The 18,557-nt window shown below is 58.4% G+C and carries 19 protein-coding genes and 1 pseudogene; 15 read left to right on the top strand and 5 right to left on the bottom strand.

Annotated features, from left to right (window positions below):
- The first annotated feature begins 35 nt into the window (after nt 1–35).
- A complete protein-coding gene (gene mpl / locus AC3EMD_RS24855; protein WP_023296931.1) occupies nt 36–1,409 on the top strand; it encodes a UDP-N-acetylmuramate:L-alanyl-gamma-D-glutamyl-meso-diaminopimelate ligase in 1,374 nt (457 codons plus the stop codon).
- Between the two features lie 68 nt (nt 1,410–1,477).
- Nucleotides 1,478–2,005 carry a GNAT family N-acetyltransferase gene (locus AC3EMD_RS24850; RefSeq protein ID WP_008807143.1) on the top strand — a complete coding sequence of 176 codons (528 nt, stop codon included), beginning with the start codon at nt 1,478–1,480 and terminating at the stop codon, nt 2,003–2,005.
- A gap of 47 nt (nt 2,006–2,052) precedes the next feature.
- Here AC3EMD_RS24850 and AC3EMD_RS24845 read toward each other — a convergent pair whose 3' ends face one another.
- Nucleotides 2,053–3,261, bottom strand: a complete 1,209-nt coding sequence (locus AC3EMD_RS24845) for an aldose 1-epimerase family protein (RefSeq protein WP_023323523.1) — start codon at nt 3,259–3,261, stop codon at nt 2,053–2,055.
- A gap of 184 nt (nt 3,262–3,445) precedes the next feature.
- Here AC3EMD_RS24845 and AC3EMD_RS24840 point away from each other — a divergent pair.
- Nucleotides 3,446–3,561, top strand: a pseudogene (locus tag AC3EMD_RS24840) (hypothetical protein).
- Between the two features lie 333 nt (nt 3,562–3,894).
- On the opposite strand, the gene yjgA reads toward AC3EMD_RS24840, so the two are convergent.
- Nucleotides 3,895–4,446 carry a ribosome biogenesis factor YjgA gene (yjgA, locus tag AC3EMD_RS24835; RefSeq protein WP_004177664.1) on the bottom strand — a complete coding sequence of 184 codons (552 nt, stop codon included), beginning with the start codon at nt 4,444–4,446 and terminating at the stop codon, nt 3,895–3,897.
- A 95-nt stretch (nt 4,447–4,541) separates the two neighbouring features.
- Between yjgA and pmbA the strand changes: the two genes are divergently transcribed.
- Nucleotides 4,542–5,894, top strand: a complete 1,353-nt coding sequence (gene pmbA / locus AC3EMD_RS24830; RefSeq protein ID WP_008807141.1) for a metalloprotease PmbA — start codon at nt 4,542–4,544, stop codon at nt 5,892–5,894.
- 36 nt (nt 5,895–5,930) lie between these two features.
- A complete protein-coding gene (cybC, locus tag AC3EMD_RS24825) occupies nt 5,931–6,317 on the top strand; it encodes a cytochrome b562 (RefSeq protein ID WP_002886893.1) in 387 nt (128 codons plus the stop codon).
- 54 nt (nt 6,318–6,371) lie between these two features.
- Here cybC and AC3EMD_RS24820 read toward each other — a convergent pair whose 3' ends face one another.
- Nucleotides 6,372–6,503, bottom strand: a complete 132-nt coding sequence (locus tag AC3EMD_RS24820) for a hypothetical protein (RefSeq protein ID WP_014908079.1) — start codon at nt 6,501–6,503, stop codon at nt 6,372–6,374.
- A 103-nt stretch (nt 6,504–6,606) separates the two neighbouring features.
- Here AC3EMD_RS24820 and AC3EMD_RS24815 point away from each other — a divergent pair, with 103 nt between their 5' ends.
- The 10 genes from AC3EMD_RS24815 to AC3EMD_RS24770 all read left to right on the top strand — a co-directional run bounded on the left by AC3EMD_RS24815 (nt 6,607) and on the right by AC3EMD_RS24770 (nt 15,375).
- Nucleotides 6,607–6,945, top strand: coding sequence for a PRD domain-containing protein (locus AC3EMD_RS24815; RefSeq protein ID WP_008807140.1), 339 nt, complete (start codon nt 6,607–6,609; stop codon nt 6,943–6,945).
- Between the two features lie 10 nt (nt 6,946–6,955).
- Nucleotides 6,956–7,318 (top strand): SFCGS family glycine-rich protein, encoded by a 363-nt coding sequence (locus AC3EMD_RS24810; protein WP_004206501.1) that lies wholly within the window; start codon nt 6,956–6,958, stop codon nt 7,316–7,318.
- 2 nt (nt 7,319–7,320) lie between these two features.
- A complete protein-coding gene (locus AC3EMD_RS24805) occupies nt 7,321–7,620 on the top strand; it encodes a DUF4312 family protein (protein WP_004206503.1) in 300 nt (99 codons plus the stop codon).
- A gap of 21 nt (nt 7,621–7,641) precedes the next feature.
- Nucleotides 7,642–8,418, top strand: a complete 777-nt coding sequence (locus AC3EMD_RS24800; RefSeq protein WP_002886897.1) for a DUF4311 domain-containing protein — start codon at nt 7,642–7,644, stop codon at nt 8,416–8,418.
- A 13-nt stretch (nt 8,419–8,431) separates the two neighbouring features.
- Nucleotides 8,432–9,076 carry a DUF4310 family protein gene (locus tag AC3EMD_RS24795; RefSeq protein ID WP_004152267.1) on the top strand — a complete coding sequence of 215 codons (645 nt, stop codon included), beginning with the start codon at nt 8,432–8,434 and terminating at the stop codon, nt 9,074–9,076.
- Nucleotides 9,077–9,189: 113 nt separating this feature from the next.
- Nucleotides 9,190–10,323, top strand: a complete 1,134-nt coding sequence (locus tag AC3EMD_RS24790; RefSeq protein WP_302073823.1) for an amidohydrolase/deacetylase family metallohydrolase — start codon at nt 9,190–9,192, stop codon at nt 10,321–10,323.
- Nucleotides 10,307–11,425, top strand: a complete 1,119-nt coding sequence (locus AC3EMD_RS24785) for a DgaE family pyridoxal phosphate-dependent ammonia lyase (RefSeq protein ID WP_012969088.1) — start codon at nt 10,307–10,309, stop codon at nt 11,423–11,425. Before AC3EMD_RS24790 ends, AC3EMD_RS24785 begins: the two co-directional genes overlap by 17 nt.
- Nucleotides 11,422–12,162, top strand: a complete 741-nt coding sequence (gene dagF / locus AC3EMD_RS24780) for a 2-dehydro-3-deoxy-phosphogluconate aldolase (protein ID WP_008807137.1) — start codon at nt 11,422–11,424, stop codon at nt 12,160–12,162. Before AC3EMD_RS24785 ends, dagF begins: the two co-directional genes overlap by 4 nt.
- 125 nt (nt 12,163–12,287) lie before the next feature.
- Nucleotides 12,288–13,442 (top strand): lactonase family protein, encoded by a 1,155-nt coding sequence (locus AC3EMD_RS24775; RefSeq protein WP_117116556.1) that lies wholly within the window; start codon nt 12,288–12,290, stop codon nt 13,440–13,442.
- 22 nt (nt 13,443–13,464) lie between these two features.
- Nucleotides 13,465–15,375 carry a BglG family transcription antiterminator gene (locus tag AC3EMD_RS24770; RefSeq protein ID WP_032731805.1) on the top strand — a complete coding sequence of 637 codons (1,911 nt, stop codon included), beginning with the start codon at nt 13,465–13,467 and terminating at the stop codon, nt 15,373–15,375.
- Nucleotides 15,376–15,392: 17 nt separating this feature from the next.
- Here the strand turns inward: AC3EMD_RS24770 and nrdG are convergent, their stop codons facing one another.
- Both nrdG and nrdD read right to left on the bottom strand, forming a co-directional pair.
- Complete coding sequence (gene nrdG / locus AC3EMD_RS24765) at nt 15,393–15,857, bottom strand: anaerobic ribonucleoside-triphosphate reductase-activating protein (RefSeq protein WP_008807134.1); 465 nt, start codon at nt 15,855–15,857, stop codon at nt 15,393–15,395.
- 249 nt (nt 15,858–16,106) lie between these two features.
- Complete coding sequence (nrdD, locus tag AC3EMD_RS24760) at nt 16,107–18,245, bottom strand: anaerobic ribonucleoside-triphosphate reductase (RefSeq protein WP_302073822.1); 2,139 nt, start codon at nt 18,243–18,245, stop codon at nt 16,107–16,109.
- Between the last annotated feature and the right edge of the window lie 312 nt (nt 18,246–18,557).

The following is an 18,557-nucleotide window of genomic DNA, read 5'->3' as shown; positions in this document are numbered from 1 at the left end:
TAAAATGTGCCCCGGATAAGAGAAGGAAATGACGAATGCGCATTCATATTTTAGGAATCTGTGGCACGTTTATGGGGGGCCTGGCCATGCTGGCGCGCTCCCTCGGTCATGAGGTAACAGGGTCGGATGCTAACGTCTATCCGCCGATGAGCACCCTGCTGGAAAACCAGGGGATTGATTTAATTCAGGGTTATGACCCCAGCCAGCTGGATCCCCGGCCGGATCTGGTGATCATCGGTAATGCCATGACTCGCGGCAACCCGTGCGTTGAAGCGGTGCTGGAAAACAATATTCCGTATATGTCCGGCCCGCAGTGGCTGCACGACTTCGTGCTGCGCGATCGCTGGGTGCTGGCCGTCGCCGGGACCCACGGCAAAACCACCACTGCCGGGATGGCAACCTGGATCCTCGAAGCCTGCGGCTATAAACCGGGCTTCGTGATCGGTGGCGTACCGGGGAACTTTGATGTTTCCGCACGCCTGGGCGACAGCCCGTTCTTTGTGATTGAAGCCGACGAATATGACTGCGCCTTCTTCGACAAGCGCTCCAAGTTTGTTCACTACTGCCCGCGGACGCTGATCCTCAACAACCTTGAGTTCGACCACGCGGACATCTTTGACGACCTGAAGGCGATTCAGAAACAGTTCCACCATCTGGTGCGTATCGTGCCGGGCAAAGGCAAAATTATCCTGCCGGAGAACGACATCAACCTGAAGCAGGTGATGGCCATGGGCTGCTGGAGCGAGCAGGAGCTGGTGGGCGAGCAGGGCCACTGGCAGGCGAAGAAGCTGAACGCCGACGCCTCGCAGTGGGAAGTGCTGCTCGACGGCGAAAAGGTTGGTGAAGTGAAGTGGGCGCTGGTCGGCGAGCATAATATGCATAACGGCCTGATGGCGATTGCCGCGGCGCGTCACGTCGGCGTGCTGCCGGCGGATGCCGCGAACGCGCTGGGCAGCTTTATCAACGCCCGCCGTCGCCTGGAGCTGCGCGGCGAAGCCAACGGCGTCACCGTGTATGACGATTTCGCCCATCATCCGACGGCAATCCTCGCCACGCTGCAGGCGCTACGCGGCAAAGTGGGCGGCACCGCGCGTATTCTCGCCGTGCTGGAGCCGCGCTCTAACACCATGAAAATGGGCGTCTGCAAAGACGATCTGGCGCCGTCTCTCGGTCGCGCTGATGAAGTGTTCCTCCTGCAGCCGCAGCATATTCCGTGGCAGGTGGCGGAAGTGGCGGAAGCCTGCGTCCAGCCGGCCCACTGGAGCGCCGACGTCGATACCCTGGCGGAGATGGTGGTCAAAACCGCCCACCCGGGCGACCATATCCTGGTGATGAGCAACGGCGGCTTCGGTGGCATTCATCAGAAGCTGCTGGATAAGCTGGCGCAAAAAGCGGCCGCGGCAGAATAAGCGCGAACGCCTCCGATCACTGCCCTCCGTGTGAGGGCAGTTTTGTTTTCGCTACCAGGGATTGTGCCATGCTGACCTGCGAAAGATTACGTTCTACCGACTCGCCCCATTTCGCCACGCTGGACGCGCTCTACGCGCGCGCCTTTCCGTGGCACGAGCAGCGCGAAAGCGACGCCAAACTTCAGGCGCTGAGCCACCCGCGCTACGCGCTGGAAGCGTGGTTCGATGAGGGCGTATTTATCGGCCTCAGCGGCTGCTGGCAGTTTGCCGGCTACGGTTATATCGAACATCTGGCGATCGACGATACGCTGCGCTCCCGCGGCTATGGTAAACAGCTGCTGGCGCAGATCCTGACGCGCGCGCCGCTGACCATTCTGGAAATCGATCCGCTAACCACGGCAATCGCTCATAAACGGCTGCGCTTTTATCAGTCGATGGGATTTCATGCCAATGCGTGGGCGCATCATCACCCGAGCTATCATCAGGGCATCGCGGATCATGAGTTGCTGGTGCTGAGCTACCCGCAGCCGATCGATGAGCGACAGTACCAGCAGTTTGCCCGGGATCTCGGGCGCGAGGTGATGGGGCGGGAGTAGTCCGGAACGGGGCGTCGCCCCGCTCCGGGAATTCACTGGTTACAACCTTACTCTTTGGCGATCGGCGTCTCGTTCTCCGCGACTTTATTGTCGCCCTGAATCTGCGCGATTTTCTGCTCAACGGCGGCCACCTGAGCGCTGTCGTGCAGCAGGGTGTAGGTCAGATCAAACTGCGCGCTGGCGCCCGGCTGCAGCTGCTTCACGCGTTTTTGTTCGCGTTCAATGGTGACCGGATAGGCGTAGCTGGTGCCCGGTTCGATACCGGTGACGTAGCCCTGTTTGATGGTGTCGGTGTTTTTCCATAGCGTCAGGACCGGCAGCTGACGGGTATCAAACTGAATGGAGGCCCCTTTATCGCCCGCTTTGTTGACCACCGCGGCCAGGGTCTGGTGATTTTCATCGGCCAGCGGCTGAATATTAAATACCATCTCGTCAAAATCTTTGGTCGGTCCCTGATAGGTCTGCCAGGTTTTTAACCCGCTCTTCGCGTAATCATTGAACGGGCTGATGCTGGACATCGGGGCGAGGAAGCGCGCGCCTTCTTCCAGAATCGGGGTGCCGAAGTTGCTGTGGTAGATAATCTGATAATCATGCGGATAGTCAGCATGGTTGGTTAAGACATCATGCAGGCTGAAGCTGTTGCTGCCCGGCACGTAGCGCAGTTCGGTCAGGGTCTGCAGATCGGCTTTTTTGAAGGTGCTCTCTTTCACCAGCCCGCGGATGCGGATTTCATACGGCGCGCTGTCAGCCACCTCGACTTCTACCCGCGAGGCCGGAGTGTTGCCCGCCTTGCCGTGCAGGGTATAAATCTGCCCGTCCGCGGTCACCGGATGGCCGGTCCATTCATAGCCGCAGCGGACCATCATCTCGTTGAATCCTTCCAGCCAGCCGAGTCCATTGCGGCTTTCCAGGTTGATAAACGCCGGGTTGACGACCTCTTTAACCGGCGAATCCCAGCCCATCCGGCTGCCGAAACCCTCAATACGCAGTAAGTTCATGCCACGGGTTGGGCTGAGAGTGATGGTCAGGCCGTCTTTACTGTGAATGGTGAGGATTTTGCTGCCTTCCTGCTTACCGCCGTGCAGGACTTTTTGCTCAATGCTGAACGCATGGTCTTTTACCTTCAGCTGATCGCTGCTGATCTGCCAGTTTCCTTTATCCATGCCCTCTTCAGCGTTCGTCAGCACCCATGTTTTTGCCGCGGCTGAGCCAGAAACCAGCAGGGCGATCGTCGTCAGAACCAATGTCTTTTTCATTTTTATTCCCTTTTTGCTGAATCGATTGTGTCATTGACGTGTGAAATCTACCGGCATGGGGGTGATTAAAATGTGAAGCGCCTCACCTGGTGAGAAAGTGGCCGTTTTTATGATGTTAAATGCGATGAAAGTCGTATTATTTTGCTAAGTAATGCGTATTTATCACCAGGATATGTGATCTACATTGTTTTTAGCTTTAACGATTCAGCTTGGCAACAAGGCAAAAAACAAACGTATCGTCGTGCGGATGAGGGGCCCCAGGCGATACGGAGGGTACATCCCTGCTGGCGCAAACCTTAGAACTGGGGTGAAGGTAGGCCGGATAAGGCGTTAGCCGCCATCCGGCACAATGACGGGAACGGAGCATGGTACAGCTTGCCCGGCGGCGCTGCGCTTGCGCGGACGTACGAAACAGATTAACCGGTTGATATACAGGGCTCCGTAGGCCGGATAAGGCGTTAGCCGCCATCCGGCACAACGACGGGAACGGAGTCTGGTACAGATTGCCCGGCGGCGCTGCGCTTGCGCGGGCCTACGAAACAGATTAACCGGTTGATATACAGGGATCTGTAGCCCGGATAAGGCGCAGCGCGCCGCCATCCGGGAGACGATTGCGGGCAAAAACAGCGGGACTTAGCCTTCGTTTTCCGCCAGTTCACGCAGATACTGGAAGATCAGGCGCGCCGATTTCGGCGGCTTGTTGCCTTCTTTCTCTTTCTTCGCATTGCGGATCAGCGAACGCAGCTGCTGACGGTCAGCATCTGGCCACAGGTTCAGCACTTCAGCTACAGCGTCATCCCCATCGTCAATCAGTCGGTCGCGGATCTGCTCCAGCTTGTGGAACAGCGCAACCTGCTGGTTGTGACGGTTTTTCAGCTTGTCCAGCGCCTGACGAATCGGATCGACATCGCGGTTGCGCAGCATCTTACCGATAAGCTGCAGCTGGCGGCGGCGACCCTCTTTTTTGATTCGCTGGGCGAGTTCGATGGCGTCGCGCAGGTCAGTATCCAGCGGAATTTTATCCAGCGCGTTTTTCCCCAGGTCAACGAGTTCCGCGCCAAGACGCTTCAGTTCTTCCGCGTCGCGCTTAATTTCACTCTTACTGACCCAGATGATTTCATCATCTTCATCTTCAACATCATCACCGGGCACGTCGTCGAGCCAGTCTTCGGGCTGCTTTGTCATCTCAGGCTCCTTAAAAAAAGAGGCTAATGTTACCAGTTAAGGCGCGCACTGAAAAACGGTTCTCTGTTAGACTTCAGTTAACTCCTTCTTACATTATGGCATTAGCAATGAAAGTCATCTCTCAAGTTGCACAGCAGCGTAAGACGCTGGAAGAAGCCGTTACCACGGCACTGGAACTGGCGGCAGGTAAATCTGACGGTGCGGAAGTCTCCGTCAGCAAAACGACGGGCATCGGCGTCAGCACCCGCTATGGCGAAGTGGAGAATGTAGAATTCAATAGCGATGGGGCGTTAGGCATTACGGTTTACCATCAGAACCGCAAGGGCAGCGCCTCTTCCACCGATCTTAGCCCGGACGCCATCGCCCGCACCGTACAGGCGGCGCTGGATATTGCGCGCTACACCTCCCCGGATCCGTTTGCCGGTGTGGCCGATAAAGAGCTGCTGGCCTTTGACGCCCCGGATCTGGACCTGTTCCACCCGGCGGAGGTCTCCCCGGACGAAGCCATCGAACTGGCCGCCCGCGCGGAGCAAGCGGCGCTGAAGGCCGATAAACGCATCACCAACACCGAAGGCGGCAGCTTTAACAGTCACTACGGCATCAAAGTGTTCGGTAACAGTCACGGCATGCTGCAAAGTTACTGCTCGACTCGCCATTCGCTCTCCAGCTGCGTCATCGCGGAAGATGATGGCGATATGGAGCGCGACTACGCCTACACCATTGGCCGGGCGATCGAGGATCTGCAGTCCCCGGAATGGGTCGGGGAAGAGTGCGCTCGCCGCACCCTGTCGCGTCTGGCGCCGCGTAAGCTATCGACCATGAAGGCGCCGGTCATTTTCGCCAACGAAGTGGCGACCGGGCTGTTTGGCCACCTGGTCGGAGCGATTGCCGGTGGTTCGGTATACCGCAAATCCACCTTCCTGCTCGATTCGCTGGGCAAACAAATTTTGCCTGAGTGGCTGACCATCGAAGAACATCCGCACCTGCTGAAAGGGCTGGCCTCCACGCCGTTCGACAGCGAAGGCGTGCGCACTGAGCGTCGTGACATCATCAAAGACGGCGTGCTGACCCAGTGGCTGCTGACCAACTACTCGGCGCGTAAGCTGGGGATGAAAAGCACCGGCCACGCCGGGGGCATCCACAACTGGCGCATTAACGGCCGCGGCCTGAGTTTTGCAAAGATGCTTAAAGAGATGGGCACCGGTCTTGTGGTTACCGAACTGATGGGGCAGGGTGTCAGTGGCGTCACCGGCGACTACTCACGCGGCGCATCCGGCTTCTGGGTAGAAAACGGCGAAATTCAATATCCTGTCAGTGAGATCACCATTGCAGGAAATCTGAAAGAAATGTGGCGTAATATCGTGACCATTGGCGATGATATTGAAACGCGCAGCAACATTCAGTGCGGTTCTGTGCTGCTGCCGGAGATGAAAATCGCCGGGCAATAACACCTGTTTGCTTAAATAATAAAAAGGAAGTGAGCAATGCGTAAAAAACTGTTAGCGATGCTGGCTGTCTCTGCTTTTGCGCTCGGTTCAGCGTCGGCCTTCGCCGACCTGGGCGAAGACATGGACACTCTGGCAGAAAACCTGCAAGTGGTACAGAAGACCTCCGACGCCGGCGAGCTGAAAGCGGCGCTGAATAAGATGCGTACCGCCGCGGTCGATGCCCAGAAAGAGACCCCGCCGAAGCTGGAAGGCAAAGCGGCCGACAGCGCTGAGATGAAAGATTACCGTCATGGTCTGGATATTCTGATCGGCCAGATCGACGGTGCGCTGAAGCTGGCGAACGAAGGCAAGGTGAAAGAGGCGCAGGCCGCCGCGGAGGAGTTTAAAACCACCCGCAACACCTACCATAAGAAGTACCGCTAACCGTTCTTTTCGGGAGGCATCAGCCGATGCCTCCCGCCTGAAAGCCTACCGATATCACATTTTTCCACTCTCTTTTTCCGGCCTTTCCGCTGCCGCGGGCGCCTTGTCCACGCTCATTGTTGTGATACATCTCACGCCATAGCCGTCGTTTTTGCCTTTTCCCTGTGAATATGTGGGGTCGATCACGCCTGCCGTCTCCCTTTCCACTTCGAAGTGGAAAACAACTCGCTACAAACTCCCATCCCCCGGCGCTACCTTGATTTCCAGAGACATCAGCGGGGTATCAGAAGTGAATAACGGAGCGGTAATACACGACGAAGGGGAGCAGGCAGCGCAGACTGAACGGCTGGCTGACAAGATGCTGCAGCAGGTTTACGCCTTGTTAAACCGTCACGGCATCGTCCCTAACGACGTTCAGGAGCAAATGCTGACTTCCCACGTGCGGGCCATGGCCCACCGGTCAATCAGTGGTGAACCGCTGCCGGAAGTGGATGCCAGCCTGTTCGAAGAGATTTCACCAGATTCAATGACGCTGGCCCGCGAAGTGGTCGCGCAGTTCGGCAACCTGCCCGATGAAGAGGCCTGGCTGCTGTCCGTCCATTTCGAAGTCGCAAAAGAAAACCTGTAAGGAGCAAAACATGGAACAAATCACCGTAGTCATTGGCGACCGTCTGGGTAAAGGCCAAAAAGTCGCTGCAGGCGCTGAGAAAGCGGGCGCACGTGCTGTGGTCGTCCCTGGCGTTGCTGCCGATATGAAGCTTGGCGACATGATGAAAGCGGAAAACGCTACCTTCGGCATCTCCTTCTGCGGCAGCGGCGGCGCCGGGGCCATCACCGCCCAGACCAAATACGGCTACAAAGCGAAATATGGCATGCGTTCGGTGGAAGAGGGCGTCACTGCCATCAACGAAGGGTGCAACGTGCTGGGCTTCGGCTTTATGGATAAAGAAGAGCTGGGCGAGCGCCTGGTAGAAGCCTGGAAAAAGAAATACGGCGCATAAGTATGAAAGAGCAATTCACCACCACGGTGAGGGTTGCCGGCAAAGGCGAAAGCAAATCACGGGCCTTCGCCGATGCCCTGAACCATGTGCAGGCTGCGGTGATGAAAACCTCATCGCACATTCTGCTGCGTATTGAGCCACAGGACGTGACGGTTGTTCATGCGCGCGAAGCGGTACGAAAAGAGGCCTTCCTGTTCTTCTTTTTGCGCCGTGAACGACGGACCTACAGCGTGGAGCTGGACGTCACCGTCAACGTGACCGCCATCGATCTCGATAAAGTGGATTTCGTCACGCAAACCTGATTGTTAGCAAAGGGTCTGACTATGTTCCTGATAATTTTAATAAAATCGCTCATCATCGGCGGCCTGGTCGGCGTCGGCGTGGGCGCCGGAGCGGCACGCATGTTTCACGCCCCTACCACCCAGGGGATGGGGGCGTTTCGAACCCTGGGCGAGCTGAATTCCTGCGAAGGCGATCCGGCTTCCCACTTCTCCTTTGGCCTCGGTTTCTTCTTTAACGCCTGGGCCTCTTCCGTGGCAGCAGGCTCCTTCACCCAGGATGTTGACCACCGCATTATCCCCAACTGGGGCGCGGCGGCGCTAATGCTGAAAAATCGTAACGTCGGCGAAACGCTGCACGATCCGAAAAAAATGGCCATCTCCTGCGGCATCATCGGCATGATTGTCGTCGCCTTCCTCAACCTCACCGCCTCGTCCGTACCGGAAGCGCTGCAGGTGACCGCGGTTAAGGTCCTGGTGCCGGCGGCAAACCTGCTGGTGAACACCGTGATGCCGGTGATCTTCTGGCTGGCGGCTATCGATGCCGGTAAGAAATCAGGCTTCTGGGCGACGATTTTCGGCGGCGCCGCGCAGCTGATTATGGGTAACGCCGTACCGGGTCTGGTGCTGGGGATCCTGATCGGTAAAGGCGTCGAAGAGAGCGGCTGGAACCGGGTGACTAAAGTGATGATGGTGGCCATCGTCGCGCTGTTTGTCCTCAGCGGCTTCTTCCGCGGCTTCGACATGAAGATGATCGAATCCTTCCATCTGACCGTGCCGAACTGGCTGGACATGATCCACAACTCACTCAGCGGCAAGTAACGGGAGCCTGATAATGGAACAGAATAAAGGTTTTTGGTATGCCGACTGGTCGTTCCCGATCTTTGTTGGCCTGCTCTCCTCCGGCGTCTTCGCCGGGACGCACATGTACTACCTGTACGGCATCGGCGCCTTTAACGAAGTGGCCTTCGTGGCCATGCTGAAGTCGGGGATTGATACCGGCGTTTACGGCGCGGTGGCGGCGTTTGGCGCCAGCTTCCTGTTCGCCCGCATCATCGAAGGGTCGCTGGTGGGGATCCTCGATATCGGCGGAGCGATACAGACCGGTATCGGTCTTGGCGTACCGGCGCTGCTGCTCGGCGCGGGCTTTGTCTTCCCGGTGGCGAACTTCGCCGCCTCGCTGGTCACCGGCCTGGTCCTTGGTCTGGCAGTGGGTTACATCATCATTCTGGCGCGTAAGTTCACCATTAACCAGAGCGATTCCACTTACGGCGCCGACGTGATGATGGGGGCCGGTAATGCCTCCGGCCGCTTCCTCGGTCCCTTGATTATCCTCAGCGCGATGACCGCCTCGATTCCTATCGGGATTGGCTCGCTGGTTGGCGCACTGCTGTTCTACATCTGGCAGAAACCGATCACCGGCGGCGCCATCCTCGGCGCGATGATCCTCGGCTCCATCTTCCCGGTGGCGATTAGCTAATCGCCCGATGGCGCTGCGCTTATCGGGCCTACACGTCAGCGCGATTGGTAGGCCGGATAAGGCGGTACGCCGCCATCCGGCAACAGATTCACCCTTTTCATCAGGAGATAGCTATGTTTGATTTACTCCTGCGCCGTGCGCGCCTCGTCGACGATACCCTGACTGATATCGCCATCCAGGACGGGAAAATCGCGGCGCTGGGCGAGATTAGCGCGCCCTCCCGCAACACCCTCGATCTGCACGGCAACAGCTACGTCAGCGCCGGCTGGATTGACTCCCACGTTCACTGCTACCCGAATTCGCCGATTTATCACGATGAGCCGGACAGCGTCGGCATCGCCACCGGCGTCACCACCGTGATTGATGCCGGCAGCACCGGCGCCGACGACGTCGATGACTTCTATCAACTGACCCGTAACGCGGCGACGGAAGTTTATGCGTTGCTCAATATCTCCCGCGTCGGGCTGATTGCGCAGAATGAACTGGCGAATATGGCCAATATCGACGCCGCTGCGGTGAAGCAGGCGGTGCAGCGTCATCCTGATTTTATCGTCGGCCTGAAGGCGCGGATGAGCAGCAGCGTCGTCGGCGAAAACGGCATTACGCCGCTGGCGCGCGCCAAGGCCATTCAGCAGGAAAACGGCGATCTGCCGCTGATGGTGCACATCGGCAATAACCCGCCGAACCTCGATGAAATCGCCGATCTGCTGAGCCGCGGCGACATCATTACCCACTGCTATAACGGCAAGCCGAACCGCATTCTGAATCCCGCCGGCGAACTGCGTAGCTCGATTACTCGCGCTCTGCAGCGCGGCGTGCGCCTCGACGTTGGGCACGGCACCGCCAGCTTCAGCTTTGAAGTGGCGCGGCGGGCGATTGCGCTGGGCATTCTGCCGCACACCATCAGCTCCGATATTTACTGCCGTAACCGTATCGATGGCCCGGTGCGCTCGCTGGCGCTGGTGATGTCGAAATTCCTCGCCATCGGCATGACCCTGCCGCAGGTCATTGCCTGCGTGACCGTCAGCGCCGCCGAGGGGCTGCGCCTGTCGCGTAAAGGGCGGCTGGAAGTGGGCTTCGACGCCGATTTAACGCTATTTCGCCTGGAGCACCGGCCCACGCTGCTGGTGGATGCCGAAAAAGAGAGCCTCCAGACTGACAACATTCTGGTGCCGCTGGCCGCGATCCGCGCGGGCAAAGGCTATCTGACCGAACAAGGGAGCGCGGAACATGCCTTCGATTTTTGAGAAATACCATTTAAAACAGGTGATTAATACTTCGGGCCGCATGACAGCGCTGGGCGTTTCCACGCCGCGCCCGGAAGTGGTGGAAGCCGCGATGGCCGGTATGAACCAGTACTTTGAAATGAAAGACCTGGTGAATAAAACCGGCGAGTACATCGCCAGGTTGCTGGATGTGGAAGGGGCGACCGTTGTCTCCTGCGCGTCGGCGGGGATTGCCCAGTCGGTGGCGGCGGTGCTGGTGAAAGACAGCGACTGGCTGCTGGAGAACCTGCACGTTACGCCGATTGAGAATAACGAAATCGTGTTGCCGAAGGGCCACAACGTCAACTTCGGCGCGCCGGTTGGCACCATGGTGGCGCTGGGCGGCGGTAAGCTGGTGGAAGCGGGCTACGCCAACGAATGTTCCGCCCAACAGCTGGCGGCGGCAATCACCCCGCGCACCGCGGCGATCCTGTACATCAAATCCCACCACTGCGTACAGAAAAGCATGCTCAACGTCGCGCAGGCTGCGGAAGTGGCGCGCCAGCATGGCTTGCCGCTGATTGTCGATGCGGCGGCGGAAGAAGATCTGCAGTGCTACTACCGCATGGGCGCCGACCTGGTGATCTACAGCGGCGCAAAAGCCATTGAAGGGCCGACCAGCGGGCTGGTGATCGGCAAAACGCAGTACGTCGAGTGGGTTAAACGCCAGTCGATGGGGATTGGCCGGGCGATGAAAGTGGGTAAAGAGGGCATTCTCGGCCTGACCTGCGCCATTGAACACTACCTGACGGCGAGCAAAGAGAGCGGCGAGCAGATGGTGGCGAAGATGACGCCGTTTATCGAACAGCTCAACACGCTTAACGGCGTGACCGCCCGGGTGGTGTGGGATAGCGCGGGTCGCGATATCGCCCGCGCCGAAATCAAATTCAACGAAGCGGTGACCGGCGTGAAGACCGGCGATCTGGTTAACGCGCTGAAGCAGGGCGAATACGCCATCTACTTCCGCGGCTATAAAGCTAACGAAGGCATTATCGAAGCCGATGTCCGCAGCGTGAACGCGGAGCAGCTGGCGGTGGTCGCCCGCCGCATCGCGGAAGTGCTGAACAAGGAGAAACAAGCATGAAACTGACCCCAAACTTTTACCGTGATCGCGTGTGCCTGAACGTCCTGGCGGGCAGCAAAGACAACGCCCGCGAAATTTACGACGCGGCGGAAGGTCACGTCCTGGTCGGCGTGCTCTCCAAAAACTATCCGGATGTCGCCAGCGCGGTGGCCGATATGCGTGACTACGCGAAGCTTATTGATAACGCGCTCTCCGTCGGGCTGGGCGCAGGCGATCCAAACCAGTCGGCGATGGTGAGCGAGATTTCTCGCCAGGTGCAGCCGCAGCACGTCAACCAGGTCTTCACCGGCGTGGCTACCAGCCGCGCGCTGCTCGGGCAGAATGAGACCGTGGTGAATGGCCTGGTCTCGCCGACCGGTACGCCGGGAATGGTGAAGATCTCCACCGGCCCGCTGAGCAGCGGCGCGGCGGATGGCATTGTGCCGCTGGAAACCGCCATCGCGCTGCTGAAAGACATGGGCGGCAGCTCCATCAAATACTTCCCGATGGGCGGCCTGAAGCACCGCGCCGAATTCGAAGCCGTCGCCAAAGCCTGCGCTGCGCACGATTTCTGGCTGGAACCGACCGGCGGTATCGATCTGGACAACTACAGCGAGATCCTGAAAATCGCTCTCGATGCCGGGGTGAGCAAAATCATCCCGCATATCTACAGCTCGATTATCGATAAAGCCAGCGGCAACACCCGCCCGGCCGATGTGCGCCAGCTGCTGGAGATGACTAAACAGTTAGTGAAGTAGTGCTATTGCCGCTCATCCTAACTTTCTCCCGGAGGGAGAGGGAACCATCTGGTTTTCTCCCTCTCCCTTTGGGAGAGGGCCGGGGTGAGAGGCAACTTATCCCACCGAACCATCAAGGAGTTGCTATGCCTGTCGCTCGTCATCTGCTTGTCGCTTCACTGTCCCTGTTTGCCGCCGCCGCGGGCGCCGCGCAAACCCACTATGCCTGGGTAGGTACCTATAATCCCAATGGCGAAGGTCTGTACCGCTTTACCGTCGATGCCAACACCGGCGCGCTGCGTGACAGGGCGCTGGTGAGCGCGTTGCCAAACGTCGCGCAGCTGACCGTGTCGCGCGATGGCAAAACGCTGTATGCCGCCAGTGAAGTCGAAAAAGGCGTCGTGCAGGCGTGGCGAATTGACAAGAATGGCGAGCTGACCGCGCTCAGCCAGGTTGCCTCCGGCGGCGCCGGGCCGGTGTATCTCTCCCTGACGCCGGATGGTAAACATCTGCTGGTGGCCAACTACGTCAGCGGGAGTATCGCCGTGCTACCGGTGAAAGAAGATGGTAGCCTGGGCGAGGCAGTGGACAGGCATCAGGATGAAGGCCCGGCAGGCGCCGAACGCCCGGCGGCGGCCGTCGAGGGCAGCTTCGCCATTAGCGATCACAATGGCCCGCACGCCCATATGATCGCCGCCGATCCCAGCGGGAAATTTGTTTATTCCACCGATCTGGGGCTGGATCGGATCTATCAGTACCGGCTGGATAGCGCCAGCGGCAAGCTGACGCCGAACGATCCGCCGTTCATCGCCGCTTCGTCGCCGGGCGCCGGCCCACGCCACTTCGTCTTTACGCCAAAGGGCGACGGCCTGTGGCTGATCAACGAAGAAGCGTCGACGCTGACTTTCTATCATCTGGATAAGCAAAGCGGCTTGCTGCGCGAAGGCAAAACCGTCTCCGCGCTGCCGAAAGAGTATAAGGGCACCAGCTTTGCCGCCGGTCTGGCGCTGAGCAACGATGGTAAGCAGCTGTATGTCGCCAACCGCCTGCATAACAGCATCGCCCACTTTACGGTGCAGGCCGACGGCCGCCTGAGCCACCAGGAGGATATCTGGACGCGTGGGGATTACCCCCGTACGCTGACCCTGGATAATCAAGGGCAGTGGCTGTACGTCATGAACCAGCGTAGCGATAATATTACCCGCTTCAGCGTGGCGCCGAAGGATGGCAAATTAACCTTTGCCTCCGACTACACGCCGGTTGGTAGCCCATCGCAGATGGTGATATCCGCCCAACCCTGAGCCGTAACCACAAGGAACTGACATGCGATTTCCCAACCAACGCTTAGCGCAACTCTTCACCCTGCTGCGAAATGAAACGCTGCCGCAGGATGAGCTGGCGCAACGCCTGTCGGTTTCCACCCGTACCGTGCGCGCCGATATTACCGCCCTGAATGCGCTGCTGGCGCAGTATGGCGCGCAGTTTATCCTCAACCGCGGCAGCGGTTATCAACTGAAAATTGATAACCCGGCGAGCTTTCAGGCGCTGGAGGAGACGGCGCCGAAGACGCAGCACGTGCCGCGAACCGCCCAGGATCGCATAACGTTTCTGCTGGTGCGCTTCCTGACGTCGGCGTTCTCCATCAAGCTGGAAGATCTGGCGGATGAGTGGTTCGTCAGCCGCGCGACGCTGCAAAATGATATGGTCGAGGTGCGTGAGCGCTTCCAGCGCTATCAGCTTACCCTTGAAACCCGCCCTCGCCACGGCATGAAGCTGTTTGGTAGCGAGGTGTCGATTCGTGCCTGCCTGACCGATCTGCTGTGGGAGCTGGCCCAACAGGGCGGTATCAATCCGTTGATCGGCGCCGAGGCGCTGGAGGCGGAAGTGCCTGCGCTGCTGGAGCCGATGCTGCAGGAGACGCTCACCCGGCACCATATTCGCCTCACTGATGTCGGTGAGCGCTTTATCTGCCTGTACGGCGCAGTGGTGGTGCGCCGCGTCAGCGAAGGCTATCCGCTGGCCGATTTCAGCGCCGAAGATGTGGCGCAAAACGTCCGCGACGCCGCGCGCGATTTGGCGGGAGAGCTACAGCGGCTGGCCGGAAAGCCCTTCTCGCCCGCTGAAGAAGAGTGGCTGTGCGTGCATCTCGCCGCCCGTCAGGTGCAGGACGTCGACCCGGAAACCATCAGCGCCGACGATGACGAAGCGCTGGTCAATTACATTCTGCGCTACATCAACAGCCAGTATAACTACAACCTGCTGGACGACGCCCAGCTGCACGCCGATCTGCTGACCCACATTAAAACCATGATCACCCGCGTGCGCTACCAGATCATGATCCCCAATCCGCTGCTGGATAACATCAAACAGCACTACCCGATGGCCTGGGATATGACCCTCGCCGCGGTCTCCAGCTGGGGGAAGTACACGCCTTATACCATCAGCGAAAACGAAATTGGCTTCCTGGTGCTGCATATCGGCGTCGGGCTGGAGCGCCACTACAACATTGGCTACCAGCGTCAACCACAGGTGCTACTGGTCTGCGATACCAGCAATGCGATGGTACGGATGATCGAAGCGATCCTGCAGCGCAAATATCCGCAGCTGGAGATCGCCGCCACGATTTCCCAGCGCGAGTATGAACAGCGGGATGCGATCGAGGCGGATTTTGTTATCTCCACGGTGCGCATCAGCGAAAAAGACAAACCGGTGGTGACCATCGCGCCGTTTCCCACCGACTATCAGCTGGATCAGATTGGCAAGCTGGTGCTGGTGGACCGTACCCGTCCGTGGATGCTGAATAAGTACTTCGATGCCGCCCACTTCCGGGTGGTCGATAAGCCGATGGATCAGCAAACGCTGTTCGCCGAGCTGTGCCAGCAGCTGCTGGAGGAAGGCTTTGTTGACGCCGAGTTTCATGCTTCGGTGGTGGAGCGTGAGGCGATTGTCAGCACCATGCTCGGCGATGGCATTGCGCTGCCGCACTCCCTGGGACTGCTGGCCAAAAAGACGGTGGTTTATACGGTTATCGCCCCGCAGGGCATCGCCTGGGGCGACGAAACCGCCCATATCATTTTCCTGCTCGCCATCAGTAAGCGCGAGTACGAAGAGGCGATGGCGATCTACGATATTTTCGTGACTTTCCTGCGTGAGCGCGCCATGAGCCGCCTTGCCACGACCCGCAGCTTCAATGAGTTTAAAACGGTGGCGATGGAGTGCGTCAGCCGGTTTTGAGAGGCTGACGGAGGGGATTAACGCAAATGATGCACGACCTGGTTGCTGCTGCCGCGCCAGATCAGCGCCGGGTCTTTTAAATCCTGCACAAATTTACCGTCGACAAGCACGTTAATCAGGTTCACAACTTCCATCTGCTCGGCGTTCAGTTCGTCAATCTTATAGCCGGTCCAGACCCAGATATCTTTGCCGGGGCATTCGGCGCGCACGCGCTGAACCAGCTTTAAGATCTCCGCGACGTTCTGCGGATGCAGCGGATCGCCGCCGGAGAGTGAAATCCCCTGGCGCTTGATGCGGGTATCGTTGAGGTCGGCAATGATGCGGTCGGCCATCTCAGCGGTAAACGGCATACCGGAGTTCACCCGCCAGGTGCTCTTGTTGTAGCAGCCTGGGCACTCGTGGACGCAGCCGGAAACAAACAGGGTGCAGCGGGTGCCGGGGCCGTTGACGATATCTACCGGGTAGTACTGATGGTAATTCATTTTTCGCTTCTCAATTAATGCCATAGCCGCGTTGGCTGCGCTCGCTCACCCCAGTCACGTACTGAATGTACGCTCCCGGGGATTCCCTCGTTTGCCGCCTTGCTCTGACGCTAATTGCTTTGCGAATACGAAGGAATGCGGCCATTTCCCGGGTCGCGGCGTTCCGCCTTACCCGGGCTACCGGACGGTGCAAAACAGTAGCCCGGATAAGGCGCTGCGCGCCGCTATCCGGGAAAAGCGCATAGCTCTTTAACCGATCTGCCCATTGGCCAGGTGCTTAACGCGGCGCTTCACTTCTTCCTGCTTGCCGGCGTTGAACGGACGCGCGTCCGGACTGCCGAGATAACCGCATACCCGACGAGTAACCGACACGCGAGCGGCATCGTGGTTACCGCATTTCGGGCAGGTAAAGCCCTTGCTGGTGCACTCGAACTCGCCGGTAAAACCACACTCGTAGCATTCATCGATCGGCGTATTAGTCCCGTAGTACGGCACGTGCTCATAGCTGTAATCCCACACGTCTTCCAGTGCCTTCAGGTTGTGCTGGATGTTCGGGTACTCGCCGTAGCAAATGAAGCCGCCGTTGGCCAGCGGCGGGTACGGCGCTTCGAAATCGATCTTGTCGTACGGGTTGACCTTCTTCTCGACGTCGAGGTGGAAGCTGTTGGTGTAGTAGCCTTTATCGGTCACGCCCTCCACTATGCCAAACTCGGCGGTGTCGAGACGGCAGAAGCGGTCGCACAGGTTTTCGCTCGGCGTGCTGTACAGACTAAAGCCGTAGCCGGTTTCTTCCTTCCACACATCGACGGCGTCGCGCAGGCGCTGGACGATGGCCACACCTTTCTCACGCAGCGCCTCGCTGTCGTACATATGCTGATTACCGTACAGCGCATTGATGGTCTCATGGATACCGATGTAACCCAGTGAAATGGACGCGCGGCCGTTTTTGAAAATCTCGGAGACGTCATCGTCGGCTTTCAGCCGCACGCCGCAGGCCCCTTCCATATACAGGATCGGCGCCACGCGGGCCTTCACCCCTTCCAGACGGGCAATACGGGTCATCAGCGCTTTGCGCGCCAGCTGCAGGCGCTCGTCCAGCAGCGCCCAGAAGGCGGTTTCGTCGCCTTTCGCTTCCAGGGCGATACGCGGCAGGTTGAGGCTAATCACGCCGAGGTTATTGCGCCCGTCATGCACCTGCTCGCCGTTCTCGTTTTCCCACACCCCGAGGAAGCTGCGGCAGCCCATCGGCGTTTTAAACGACCCGGTGACTTTCACCACCTGATCGTAGTTGAGGATATCCGGGTACATGCGCTTGCTGGCGCACTCCAGCGCCAGCTGCTTGATGTCGTAGTTCGGATCGCCGAACTTATGGTTCAGACCGTCGCGAATGGCGAAGACCAGTTTCGGGAATACCGCGGTTTTGCGATTTTTACCGAGGCCAGCGATGCGGTTGCGCAGAATCGACTGCTGGATCAGGCGCGACTCCCAGCTAGTGCCGAGGCCAAAACCAAAGGTGACAAACGGCGTCTGACCGTTGGCGGTATGCAGCGTGTTGACTTCATACTCCAGCGACTGGAAGGAGTCGTAGCACTCTTTTTCGGTACGGGCGCGGGCATAGCCTTCGGCGTCCGGGATCTGCCACTCTTCGGCGATTTTACGATGCTTTTTGAAGCTTTCGGTGACGAACGGCGCCAGCACTTCATCGATACGGTTGATGGTAGTGCCGCCATAAATATGACTGGCGACCTGGGCGATGATCTGCGCCGTCACCGCGGTGGCGGTAGAGATAGACTTCGGCGGCTCGATCTCCGCGTTGCCCATCTTAAAGCCCTGAGTCAGCATACCTTTCAGATCGATCAGCATGCAGTTGAACATCGGGAAGAAGGGCGAGTAATCGAGGTCGTGATAGTGGATCATGCCGCGCTCGTGGGCCATCACCACATCGTGGGGCAGCAGGTGCTGCCGCGCATAGTGCTTGGCGACGATACCGGCCAGCAGGTCGCGCTGGGTCGGGATGACTTTGCTATCCTTGTTGGCATTTTCGTTGAGCAGCGCGGAGTTGGTCTGCTCGACGAGGCCGCGGATCTCCTGATTGAGACGGCCGCGCTTTTCGCGCTGGCTATCACGGTCATGGCGATACTCAATGTAGGCGCGCGCCAGCTGCTTATAGGGGCCGGACATCAGCTGGTTTTCTACCGCAGTCTGGATCTCGTTGATGTCGACCTGGGCGCGGCCCTGCATTTGTTGGCTAACGACTTCTGCGACGGTGGCGCAATAGTCTGCGTCATCGACTCCCGCTGCTTTAGCTGCACGTAGAATTGCTTCCTGAATGCGCTCTGATTTGAACGGCACTTTACAGCCATCACGTTTCATCACATGCGGTGTCATGATCACTCCATATATAGAACAGGTTATCCACAGAGGCGGAGGTTATCCCGAAGGCGCTACACGCTACGGCTCGTGCTGTTTGCCTTCAGATCCGGCCCGTTTTATCCACATCTCATCACCGCCAGACATCGACAAGATATGGTGACATAATAGACGATTAATACAACATGTAGGGCCGGGACGCATTTTAAGTTCTATATGTAGTGATTTGCATCAAAGATGTTTGCGATTTTATTGACCCAGAACAAGGTAAAAAGGTGAGAGTACGGATGATGGGCGCTGGCGATAAATGTAAATTTATCTGGCTGGAAA

This window comes from Klebsiella sp. PK18 (genome assembly GCF_057784655.1).
The sequence above is the reverse complement of the archived record's forward strand: the minus strand, read 5'-3'. Positions and strand labels throughout refer to the sequence as shown.